Consider the following 12,476-nt stretch of genomic DNA (forward strand, 5'->3'; position numbering starts at 1 on the left):
TCTAGTCTTTTGATTTTTTATACACTTATAAAATATGCCTGTTTTTGGGGGCCAACCATTCGATGGGTTTTTCAAAATATAATTGAATATTCAACTGTAAAAAGTCAAACATCTCATATATAATTTCATTATAGTTGGAAATATCACTTTGGTTAGAGTTTGCCAATCCTTAACTTTTAACATTTCAGGTGCAATCTTTGCAAATGACAGCTTGCTATATAATGACAAACAGTACTTTATTGTCATCAGCTTTCATGGTATAATAAGCATTATATATCTTTTACTACAATAGGATAGATGGTTAGAGTTTTTCCCCTTTTTATCATACATAGTTATATACTTAAACTATTATAAAAAAAATTATCACAATTCTACAAGGCAAGGTCTATTAACCTTCTTTCCATGTTAAATTAGGATGTCTTTAGTAAAATGAAAAAGGAATGATACTTTTAATGGAGGAAAATACAAATATAGACATGAATCAAAGCGTCTATAATGCACTATCATTATTAGATTTATTTAACGAACATGAGGAATTAACCTTAAGCGAGATTACTAAATACACAAAAATATCCAAGTCATCAGTATATAGACTACTTACATCATTAGTGTTAAAAGGTTTTTTAGGAAAGGTCACCTATCCGAATAATGTTGTTTCTTATCGTTTAGGTCTTAGACTGCTTGAACTGGGAAATATGGTGTATGACAGGCTAGAATTAAGAAAAGTTGCAATTCCCCATATGAAAAAGTTACGTGATAATACACAGGAAATAGTTCATTTAATTATTTTAGAAAACCAGAAAGCAACCTATATCGAAAAAATAGAGCCCAAACAACCTTTGAGTTTATACACCCGTGTTGGGATGAGCGTACCCTTAGATAATAGTTCAGGTTCAAAATTATTACTTGCTTATTTACCCCAAGAAGAAAGGGATGAATTATTAGAAAATCTAAATTCTAATCAGACAAGTATTCAAGCCAACGTAAAACCATTTATTATTAGAGATATTTCCAAGAATGATTTAATTAAGGATTTAAATGTAATTAGGGAAAAAGGTTATTCTGAGAATTATGGTGAAAATATGGGTACTCTCGGTATCTCTTACCCCATCAGAAATAATCAAGGAGTTGTCATAGCAGCTTTGAATCTTTCCATATTGGACTCCATAGACTTATCAAAAAATAAAGAACAAATAAAGTTTTATCACGATAAAATATCTTATGCAGCTAGGTGCATTTCTGAAGATTTAGGATTTAATAAAAGCTCTATATGATTATTTCTTTATAAAGTTAGCATTAATCATACCTTAGCCATAAAATTTAGTGGTGGGTAGGTGCCGTAAATAAAATATTCACATTTTATGGTGAAGTATGCTGTGGGGTGGTGGAAAAAGTAGAAAAAGGACATTTGTCCTCTTTTTGTTTTATTCATCTAGGAACTCAATATTTAAATGATCTTTAGTAAATAAAGATTGCTTTTCAGTCATTATTTCAAAACAAGTATTTTTATCCACTATCTCCTTGTTATTAAAACTTGCAATACCATATATTGGAACGCTATTGTTTGATGTTGTGATCCTTACATAAAACTCACCACTAGATGGTATAATGTAAGGATTCTTGCAAACACATTTAATAACGTAATTTTCTCGAAATAAAACCTCTGCTTTTATAATATATCCCCTTTCTAAATATTTTTTAACATCCATAAAATTACCATTGATAATCTGCTTTCTAATTAAAGTACTTGTAATTTTCTGCCCCCTGCTATTTTTTACAGGTGTAATAATTGAAACATCAAACTGGTTATTTCCTAATCTTTTTAGAGTATCAGCTTTTCCTATACCATTTTTTCCAAAAGAAAAGTCAAAACCTACGGAAATAAAACGAATGTTAAGTGTATGTAATATATGGCTGACAAATTTTTTTGGGGATAAATTTGCAAATTGTTTAGTAAATGAAATTATATAAAGAATATCCAACCCCATTTTTTCAAATAATTTAATTTTATCCCCTGTTGGAGTTATGTATTAAGTATAAAGTCCACAATTTAAAATCTCCTTTGGATGCGGAACAAATGTTATAGCACTTGATTTTATTTTTAACTTTTTGGATTTTTTAATAGCTTGGTTTATTACGACCTGATGTCCTTGATGTATCCCATCGAAAAAACCAATTGCAAAAGTAGCCTCTGGGTATAAATTTCTGGCTATTAACGGACTCATCGTATTAATAAACATAAATAATTTAATTTAAGTGGCAAAATTGAATCAACTCCAATGTTTGGGACATAATGGGTTAAGTTTTGTTTTAGGAAAAATTTTTATCGACCACATAGAACCTTACAGGAACACGATCCAAATAATTTAAAATCCTTGCTGATAGCTATAAAAAAATCAATCATGGGTTACTTTCAAATTAAAAGTAGTGAACCGAGTGAATTCGATGTACATTAACTTAATAATAGATAGTCTGTGTTTAAGCTAATTTCAGGCATTAAACACAGGTGCTATCTATCAATTACATTACATTTATACGTTTGTCAGTAGTTTATCCCAGCTTTTTCTTTCTGTTGTCTTTTCACCATATTTTTGTTTTGGAAAAAATTCACCCGAGATAATACTTTCTCCAATTAATCTATCAATTTGGCTTGTACGTGTATGTAACGTTGATACACGTGCATCTCTCCATAATCTTTCAATAGGATTAAATTTAAATAAAGATCTGGTACCAATTATTTCGAAGGATTTATCCAAAACATTCAAAGTAATTTTTTTGGTAAATCTAAGTGCTTGATATGATGTTAAGGCAGCCTCTTCAAAATCTTGTTTTTCAAATAAAGTAGCCCCATGCCAAAGTAAGGCCCTAGCTGCTTTGATTTCTGTCCCAATTTCTCCAATAGTACCGACTACTCCATCTTCCTTCTTTAAAAAAGGTCGTTCTCCAATCGTTTTAAGTAAAAAGTCTAGTGCTCCCTGCGCAATTCCTAACAAATGGGAAGTTTGGGATAATTCCAGTGTATGTGGGTCATTTTGGACAAAATCGCCTGGTTGACCTATTCTATTTTCATAGGGAATAAATACATCATTCAATTCACAAACATAACTAACAGTTCCCCTTAACCCGATAATCTCGGACCATCCACGACTTGAAAAGTTTATTCCTGATTCACTTCCATCAATTATACATACCACAAGTCCTTCACCACTAGTATCTGTATTAGGTGCAAGACCCCAATACATTAAATAATCGGCTGCAGGTCCAGCTGTGCAAAATCCTTTGCTTCCATTTGCTAAAAATCCATTTTCAATCGGAGTGAGCCCGGACTTAAATGTTAATTTTGTAGTAGGGTTTTTTAACTTTTCACCATTTCCCTTTGTTTTATTGTTTTGTAAAGGATTGATTTCGCTTCCAAGTGAACCGATAAATTTATTATTTTTAATCATATCACTAAAGACCCTTTGACAAAGTTCCTCTTCCCCTAGGCGGGCAAGTATACCACAATTTTGATAATGAATAGTTAAATTCCACCCTGTGTTAGCACACTTTGCAGAGATAATTTCTGTCACCACATAAGTTATTAAATGATGATCGCCTGTATCATCTCCATTTCCCCCATATTTCTGGGGTATTGATAACCATAAGATGCCAGATTCCCCAAGCTCTTTAAAGTTTTGTTTTGTAAACTCTGCATTTTCATCAATATTTCGTGCCCGTTCAAAAAATACATCAGCTAATTCTTTTGCTTTTTTCGCCCATTCTTTTTGTTCTTCATTGAGTAAATGCATCATAATAAAAAATACCTCCATTCAAATTTTCCTAATACTTTTTTATTTATGGTAAAGCTACTAATTCCCTATTGGTATTATTTAACACTTTTATTCCACTTTGGGATAAAGCAATAATATCCTCTATTCGAACCCCCCATAAATTAGGGATATATATTCCTGGCTCGTTTGAGAACACCATACCTGTTTGTAATTTAAGATTATTTCCTTTCACGATATAAGGATCTTCGTGGTAATCTAAACCTATTCCATGACCTGTACGATGAATAAAATACTCCTCGTAATTTTCCCCACTAATGATGTCCCTTGCAATAGAATCTAACTTAGAGCAAGTTATTCCCTCCCTAACATTTTCTGTTACGGATTTCTGAGCATTCTTAACCAATTCATATATTTTAACAAATTCGGGCTCAGGTTCCTTGGCAACAATAGTTCGACAAGTATCTGCACAATAGCCTTGATATTTCCCAGCGAAGTCTATAACTATAGGATCCCTCTTTTGTATTTTTCTTTCACTTCCAACATGAAGAGGTGTAGCACTATTTGGACCCGATCCAACATCACACCAGGCAACTTCCTCAAAACCTCTTTCAAACATTAATCTCATAATATATGCTCTAATTTGATTTTCAGTTTTGCCTACTATATGAGAAGTGTTTAAAATAAATTCATTCCATACCTCATCTATTTTTTCTGCAGCCTTTTGTAATGCATTTATTTCGGATTCAGTTTTCAATAAACGTAACCTGGCAATAATTGATGATCCTTCTGTTACTACTAATTCGGGGTTCTGATTCTTTATTCGATAAACAAAAACACTCCATAGATCATTATTAGTACCAATAACGTTGATATCCCCTTCCCTTAACAAGTCTACTAGAATATCGATTGGATTTTCAGAGTCTTCCCAATCTATGATATTAACTTCCTCCTTGTAAGTGATATAATTTTTTACATCCAAAGAAGGGACTATAAGACTAGCCTTTCCTTTTAAAGGAATTATAATAGCTAAAAATCTCTCCGTTGGTCTTGGGTGTTTACCAAAGTAATAACTAAAGTCGGCAGATGATCCGATAATTAATGCTTCTAATCCATTTTTTTTCATTTCTTGCTGAGTATCATAAATCCGTTTATTTAGTAAATCCTTACACATTTTTAAACCCCTTTCATAAAAATTTTCTCACTAACGAAAAATTTGCCCCACTCAGAAAACCTAAGAACCATTGATAAGTGCACCTTTGTTAAAATACATCTTATCAATCGGATAAATAGGTCTATTTATTTTTTGATATGTGAAGCTTTCAAGGTTATTACTACTTAATCCTCCCGAATCAACCGGAATAGTTTTTTTTGTAATATTCTTAAAGCCTGCTTTAAAATGGTGACTGGATTTTAAGCAAACTATTCTATAATCACTTACCTTTATTCCATGCAATAAAAATATTTGCTCATCGTGTGTTTGTGCTCTAAACGAACACACAATAATATCAACATTATCCACTTTGATAAGTGCCGTCTTCCCATAATTAACCTTTTTTCCGTAATGCATAGGGGATGTGTGCGTGAACCTTCCGTCAGTTAGCAATTTTACATACCCTTTTATTTTGATTGGTTCCCCATGATAGGTATCTGTTTTTCCCCCAAGATTTGTATTGATTAAACTTCCCACCCCCATTTCATGAGCCAAATTAGCAACTTCAGGATCATATATGAAACCGAAGCAGGAATCCTTAATGTTACGATCAATTAATTTTTCTAATAAACGGGTGCCATCTCCAGGTGCACCACCTCCGGGGTTATCAGACGTTTCATTTATAATAACTGGATATTTAGTTTCTCCCAATGCTAGATTTATGGCTTCTTCTGCTGAATATCTTTCAACATATAAATCATCTTTATTTTCCCAAATTTTTTTCGCCATCTCTTTTGCAACTTTTTTGGCCAATTGACCCCTTTCATTCGTTATACATAGTAAAGATACACCTACGAAAGAAATATCAGTACAATGGAAGCCATGATAAAATGTACAATCAATTATGTCGTCATTTGTGTTTGTAATTAAAGTACATTCTTCATTTATCTTTTGTATAACAGGATGATCTGTTGGAATTAATGGCATAATAAATGGTAGTTTGATCATTTCCATCACAGGGAATACTTCTTGTTTAATCGTTTGTACTAATAAAGTCATAGCTTTTTTACCCGTCTCGTAACAATCGATATGTGGATATTGTTTTACCCCTATTAAAGCAGTTGCTCTTTCAACCATTTCATTGGTAACATTTGCATGTAAATCCAAAGAAACAATGATGGGAATATCATTACCAAGAAGAGTCCGTAGTGTCTTTAAAAAATCTCCTTCTAGGTCTTCCGTTTCTTCAACTATTCCTGCCCCATGTAAACTGAGACAAATTGCATCTATATATCCAACCTTTTTTAGATTATTTATAAATGTTTTCTTCAACTTTTGATAGGCACTTTTAGTAATTACACCAGATGGATTACATTCTGCTGAAAAAATGGGTTTTAGATCAACATTATGATCATTAGCAGATGATATCATTCCTCCAAGAAACGTCCGTGTATGATCGTGATGCTTAATTATAGCATTGCCTTCCAACCATTCATCGTGTTTAAATAATTCAATTGTTGTTTTATTATTTGAAAATGTATTTGTTTCATGAAAAATTTGACCAATTGCGACCTTCATTTTTTATCCTATCCCTTTATCAAGAAAGTTAGTTTATAAATATTTTTCTATCCAAATTTGTCAGACGATCATAACCATCATTAGTAATCACAATTGTTTCACTAAATGATATTCCTTGAGCCCCAAGATACATATGAAATACCATTCCTTCTTCTAATCTCCATGTTGAGTTTGGTAAAAACACACGTGTGAAATCACTAGTGCGCGGGACGTATATAAATCCCAATGTATATCCGGTAGTATTTGGATACTTTTTCACCAGCCCACTTTTTATAATTTGTTCCCTTGCAATAGCATCCACCTCAGATGCAATTGCACCAGGTCTTATAGCCTCAAATTGTTCATCCTGTATTCTAATCAATTCATTTGCAATATACTCCTGTTCCTGACTCGGAGTTCCTATAATAGCTGTTCTCATAATTCTAGCTGTATATCCTTTGTAATGGGGAGTTGTTTCAATATGGACAATGTCACCATTACTAAGACGACGATTCCCCAATTGTCCATGATAGGAACCCAGCCGTTGTCCCGAGTTCATAAGAAGCATCCTTGTATTATCTGCACCCAATCTTAATGCGGCGTCATACACCTCAGAAGCGACCTCCCGTTCCAATACGCCTTCTTTTACTTTTAAAATTGCACTTAGCATAGACTGATCTGCGATTCTACCCGCATTTTGTAAACAATTAATTTCATAAGAACTTTTGATTAATTTTAGCTCCCATATAATTTTGGAAAAATCCACTATTTGAGCCTTGGGAAGTCCATTTACAATATATTGATACCTTGTTGGAAATAAAAAATTAGAGTCTAATTCTAGACCAAGACGGGATTCCTCCCATCCCTTATTTTTAAAAACATCTATAACGATTTGCAGTGGATTTTCCCAATCGTTAAATAGGACGTAATTTTGGTTTGTGGATTGTTCAATGAAAGCCCTCTCATCCAAAGCCCGTAAAATAACTAATGGCTCTTCGTTTAAAGGTACTATGCATGCTTGATACATGGCAGCTGTTGGAAGATATCCAGTTAAATACCCAATATGTTCAACTTGATCTACAATTAGTACGTCGACTTCCTTTTTCCTCATTTTTTTCTTTACATTTAATAATCGTTCTCTATACTCCTTTTGTGTTATATCAATATCTCGGATCCTTAAATCCATTCAACCCTCTCCTTTTGGTTAAACTCCTTAACATTATTGATTATATTCTTTACTCATCATCATTTTTATTTTATTTTATTTCCGTCTTTGTATATTTTTTTTAAACTATAGAGCGTTCAGCAAAGTACCCAAAGTTACGACCAAAGTAAAGTAAAGGACCTTCTCGATCCTCAGACAATAATACATTAGTCACTTTTCCTATAAACAAGGTGTGATCACCTGCCTCTACCTTTTTATCTGTTATACAATGAATTGATGCTAAAGCATTTTCAATTGAGAATGGGTCTAATGCCTCATCCACTATATATTCTTCGAAAAACTTTGGAGCCTGTGGAATGGCACCTGCTTTAGCTATTTTCTGTTGTTTTTCGCTTAAAACATTAACACAAAAGCCATTATTCTCCTTAATTGATATAGCTGCCTTAGAATCAGATTTTAAACTGATTAGCAGAAGATTTGGTTCAACTGAAATCGAGCAGCATGCGCTTACTGTCATTCCCCATGGTCTTCCATTAACTTCCGTCGTCACAACCGTGATACCTGATGCCAACCTAGACATAGATTCTATAAATTTTTCCTTTAAATAATCCATAATAAGACCTCCCAATGTTTATTTAGGGTAATTTTCTTTCGCCTAAACTACTATTAATTATTGTTTAATTTGAATACGCTTTACCACTTCCCTATATTAGGGATGCCATCCCAGTTATTTTCGTTAAATTCAATATACATTGTATTAAAATTATTGTCAATACTAAATTTTAAAAAGTCTGATAAATTTGGTTATAAAACATTGAATTCTTTAAGTACTTTTTCAATTTAGAACTTTGAACTATTGAATTATTTCTTCCTAAAGAACTTGGGCAACCTTTCAAAGGTTGCCCAAGTTCTTTATTGCCATATTTTCTGTTACACGCTTTTATCAATATTTTGGTAATTAACTTCCCTGTTCTCCTTCTCCATTTTTGGTAAAAGTGAAATGCCAATTAAGCCCAAAACCGCCGTCGACATCAGAAAGTAGGCTGGAATTAGATTACTTCCTGTCAACGACTCCAGTAGCGTTATAATATAAGCGGCACTTCCTCCAAAAATTATCGACGATACATTGTAGGTTATACCATAGGAAATATTTCGAACCCGACCTGGAAATAGCAAAGGAAGCGTCGAGGGATGAGTACCTAGAAAGGTCGATGCAACAATAGATAAAAACACAAAACTGATTAAAGGTGCAAATTTTCCTCCGCTATTCATAAAAATAAACAAGGGTAATGCCGTTATAAGGGCAATTGATGCTGAAACTGTTAGAAAAATTCTTCTATCAAAGCGGTCATTTAAAAAACCAACGGTTGGAATGACAATTATAAATAATATCATCCCAGCTATGGATACCATTGATGATTGTGGACCCGATAATCCGACCTGTGTTTGAAGGTAGGAAGGAATAAATGTCATTGAAATATAATAAACTGCCATAGCAAATGAAAGAATTAAAAATGAGATTACCATTGGTTTTTTAGCAGTTGAAATCATTTCCAAAGACGGTTTTTCTGGCAAATTATTTTCCTCCTTCAACTGGATATACGTTGGTGAATCTACAAGGTTATTTCTCATATATATTGCTATTAATCCTAGTGGAAATGAGATTAAAAATGGTATACGCCATCCCCATGCTACCATTCTATCTTCCCCAATCATCAATGTTAAACAAGACACAGCTAAAATACCAAAAAGGTAACCGACCACCGTTCCTGATTCAAGGATACTGGCAAAAAATCCACGACGTCCTTTATCAGCATATTCATTCATATAAACAGATGAACTAGAATATTCTCCCCCAGCTGATAAACCTTGACCTATCCGACAAACAATTAATAAAATCGTTGCGAGAATTCCTATAGATTCAAAGGTAGGAAGTACACCGATTAAACCCGTTGAAATTGCCATCATTAAGATTGTAATCAATATCACTTTCTTTCGACCTAATTTATCACCCAACGAACCAAAAATCCATCCTCCTATAGGTCTTACTAAAAAGGAGATTGCAAGAGCAGCAAAACCATATAGTAAAGCAGCAGTTTCATCACCTTCATGGAAAAATAATGAACCAATAATACCAACGGTATAACTGTATACTCCGTATTCAAACCATTCAATGATGTTACCAATTGAAATTGCCAAAATATTTTTACTAAACATTTGAAATGACCTCCCAACGATATTTTAGGTTTAATTTCTTTGTATAGATTGAAATATTATAATACAATCAGTTTATTTGTGCATATTGTTCCCAATATTTCGAAAATTAGAATCGCTAACATATTTTTTAGAAAAAACTCATTAATCCTACCCTCCCCTGTTTCTTCCGGTCTAATTCATGTCAAATAATTCAAGACTTACCTACAATAAAACTCGCCATTATAGTTAGAAATCCAGCCAATTGGAGCAATTGATTAACATAAAAACAAAGTAACAAACCATTAATAACACATTTTAAAGTCTTTTTAGATAATTGTAGTGGGTATTATCAGCCAATATAGGATCACGATATGTCTATTTCATTTTATTCAATAGTAACACCCCTTTCAATTTCACTTCTTAAAAATGTTATGCACCCATGTTCCGCTTCCCATTTATAGGGATGATGTTCCAGTATAATATAGTCTGAATTATATGATAACATTTCTAAATAGTCAATAGCTAAAAATTTTAATTCCATATTAGTGTTAAAGTATTATAGTATGAATGAGTGAGATAATAAGCATATTAGCAGTTTAAAGCAAAATAAGTTATCCTGGAAACAACCGGAAGTAACACAAGGAAGTATTCCCTTAAATTAATGCTATTTAAAATACCGAAAAAAACTGATGTATTATGTACTGTTCTTTTATCTTAATTTAATAATTTTGACCTTGACATCTCCCTTGGTTTTATAAAATGACCCTTAATCTATTCATTGTCCCTTTTATATTTTAGAATTAAATGGGTAAATATCCGAAAAGAAAATAGATTCCCTAAATAAATAAGCGCGAATAACATGTTCTTACTGGGTTGATAAAAATAATTACAAGGGGGTATTTGATATGAAAATAGTTTATATTGTACCGGTTCCAATGGATGAAAAGGAGGACAAGCGGCGTGAATGTTTATTAAATAATTGGGCTTTTCCAAATACTACAGTTGAGGTACAAATATTACATGATGGTCCGACCACAATGGAATCAATGTATGAAAAGTATTTAAGCATTCCCGGAACTGCAAAATTAATGGTGGAGGTGGAGAAGAAAGGCGCAGACGGGGCGATTATTGGTTGTGCGGGGGATCCCGGATTAGATGCGTTTAGAGACTAATAATATAGTTGTAACCGGTCCTGCCGTTACAGGAATGCATACTGCAGCATTAAGAGGAGAAAGATTTTCAGTTTTAACTATTACTGATAACACCATCCCTAGTGTATATGACCTTGTAGACAAAGCAGGATTGAAAGATAAGTTTGTTTCTGTAAAGTCTGTTAACATATCAGCTATAGATTTGGCAAAAGATCGTGAAAATACTTTGGATAAACTATTACATTTTGGTAGACAAGTGCTAGAAGAAGGTGCAGATTCTATTGTTCTAGGATGTATGTCAATGGGATTTTTAGATATAGCAGAGGATATGGAAAATGAATTGGGCATTCCTGTAATAAACCCTGTGAAAAGCGCACTGAAAATTACTGAAGCATTAGCATCAATTAACTACACCCATTCAAAGAGATATACCAAATGAGTAAATATACCAAACCAGCTTAGAATTACTGTAATAGAATTACTCACACTATTTGATGATGTCCCTTTTAAGGGACATTATTTTACCTGAAATAATTTGTAGATTTATTTTCAAAACGGAAAACAAAAAACACATTATTCTAGAATTATTCCTGGATTAATTTGAAATTAGGGTTTGACATAATGTGCCGATATACAACACAGGATCGTACCTTAAGCGAACTTTTGTTAAATAAAATTATATGTTTTTCCCTAAAAAATAACATACACTAATTACATTAATTTATTTTACTTCATATTTTGCAGAAACTTGGAGGCAGTTCTTTCGATATGGCTAATCTTTCTTTCCTCTGCTAGTTCAGGGTTCCTTTCTTTAATGCTTCATAAATGGATCGATGTTCCTTTATCCCCACCACAATTTATTCATTATGTGTTAACGCCCTTTTTCTAAATGAATAATCAAACGCAGCAAGGTTCATCAATATATTACATATTAATGGATTTCTTGTATTTTAGTATGAAAATTTATAGTTTATTTCAGTTATAACTTCTGGATACTTTTCGGCTAATTACCTCTCCATTAAAGAATATCACTTTCAAAAGTAGAAATTTCCTCATCAGTCATTTTTTCTGCCACCAATTTCGCAGCAAAACCTTCTAATTTCGCTCGAACTATTAAGATTTCCTCTATTGAGGAGTCTACGAATTCTGAGACATAATTACCTTTGCGGGACTGATTCGAAAAGACCTTCATAACTCAATATTCTAATTGCTTCTTTAATCGGGGTTGTACTTATACCCATTTTAGAGATAAGTTCCCTTTCTTTTAAATGCTCCCCTACCCTAGAAAACCTGAAACATAGCATTCTTTAAGGGATCAATAAATAGATAATTCTGAATCCCAATTTTTATACGCCAACCGTTGCCGTGATTGGTTCTTGTTTGTGTAACCATAAATATTAATTGTAGATTTCAGAGTAAATGTTTTGGATTTATTTACTTGCCAAGTAAATTCTCTATCATTTTATAAGTTTCCATGTGGGAACGTT

10 protein-coding genes and 1 pseudogene are annotated in these 12,476 nt (G+C 32.8%); 3 read left to right on the plus strand and 8 right to left on the minus strand.

What is annotated here, in order from left to right:
• Positions 1 to 452 precede the first annotated feature (452 nt).
• The gene (locus SPD89_RS21300) at positions 453 to 1,274 is read left to right on the plus strand and encodes an IclR family transcriptional regulator (protein ID WP_336263951.1); all 822 of its coding nucleotides are present in this window, start codon (positions 453 to 455) and stop codon (positions 1,272 to 1,274) included.
• A 150-nt stretch (positions 1,275 to 1,424) separates the two neighbouring features.
• Here SPD89_RS21300 and SPD89_RS21305 read toward each other — a convergent pair.
• From SPD89_RS21305 to SPD89_RS21335, 7 genes and pseudogenes are all read right to left on the minus strand, one after another.
• Positions 1,425 to 2,240: pseudogene (locus SPD89_RS21305) on the minus strand (FAD synthetase family protein).
• Between the two features lie 291 nt (positions 2,241 to 2,531).
• On the minus strand, positions 2,532 to 3,791 hold the full coding sequence (locus SPD89_RS21310) for an acyl-CoA dehydrogenase family protein (protein WP_336263952.1): 1,260 nt from the start codon (positions 3,789 to 3,791) through the stop codon (positions 2,532 to 2,534).
• Positions 3,792 to 3,834: 43 nt separating this feature from the next.
• On the minus strand, positions 3,835 to 4,941 hold the full coding sequence (locus SPD89_RS21315; protein ID WP_336263954.1) for a M24 family metallopeptidase: 1,107 nt from the start codon (positions 4,939 to 4,941) through the stop codon (positions 3,835 to 3,837).
• Between the two features lie 60 nt (positions 4,942 to 5,001).
• Positions 5,002 to 6,498: a M81 family metallopeptidase gene (locus SPD89_RS21320; protein ID WP_336263955.1), complete on the minus strand. Its 1,497-nt coding sequence runs from the start codon at positions 6,496 to 6,498 to the stop codon at positions 5,002 to 5,004.
• Between the two features lie 28 nt (positions 6,499 to 6,526).
• Positions 6,527 to 7,663: a M24 family metallopeptidase gene (locus tag SPD89_RS21325; RefSeq protein WP_336263956.1), complete on the minus strand. Its 1,137-nt coding sequence runs from the start codon at positions 7,661 to 7,663 to the stop codon at positions 6,527 to 6,529.
• A gap of 100 nt (positions 7,664 to 7,763) precedes the next feature.
• Positions 7,764 to 8,255 carry a flavin reductase family protein gene (locus tag SPD89_RS21330; protein WP_336263957.1) on the minus strand — a complete coding sequence of 164 codons (492 nt, stop codon included), beginning with the start codon at positions 8,253 to 8,255 and terminating at the stop codon, positions 7,764 to 7,766.
• 317 nt (positions 8,256 to 8,572) lie between these two features.
• Entirely contained in the window at positions 8,573 to 9,859 is a 1,287-nt protein-coding gene (locus SPD89_RS21335) for an MFS transporter (protein ID WP_336263958.1), read from the minus strand.
• An 884-nt stretch (positions 9,860 to 10,743) separates the two neighbouring features.
• Between SPD89_RS21335 and SPD89_RS21340 the strand changes: the two genes are divergently transcribed.
• Together SPD89_RS21340 and SPD89_RS21345 are read left to right on the plus strand one after the other, a co-directional pair.
• Complete coding sequence (locus SPD89_RS21340) at positions 10,744 to 11,010, plus strand: hypothetical protein (protein WP_336263959.1); 267 nt, start codon at positions 10,744 to 10,746, stop codon at positions 11,008 to 11,010.
• The gene (locus SPD89_RS21345; protein ID WP_336263960.1) at positions 10,994 to 11,428 is read left to right on the plus strand and encodes an aspartate/glutamate racemase family protein; all 435 of its coding nucleotides are present in this window, start codon (positions 10,994 to 10,996) and stop codon (positions 11,426 to 11,428) included. The genes SPD89_RS21340 and SPD89_RS21345 overlap by 17 nt, the downstream gene beginning before the upstream one ends.
• A gap of 718 nt (positions 11,429 to 12,146) precedes the next feature.
• Here SPD89_RS21345 and SPD89_RS23300 read toward each other — a convergent pair.
• The gene (locus SPD89_RS23300; protein WP_442961218.1) at positions 12,147 to 12,293 is read right to left on the minus strand and encodes a GntR family transcriptional regulator; all 147 of its coding nucleotides are present in this window, start codon (positions 12,291 to 12,293) and stop codon (positions 12,147 to 12,149) included.
• Positions 12,294 to 12,476 lie beyond the last annotated feature (183 nt).

The organism is Pseudogracilibacillus sp. SO30301A (genome assembly GCF_037072025.1).
GTDB lineage: Bacteria > Bacillota > Bacilli > Bacillales > Amphibacillaceae > Pseudogracilibacillus.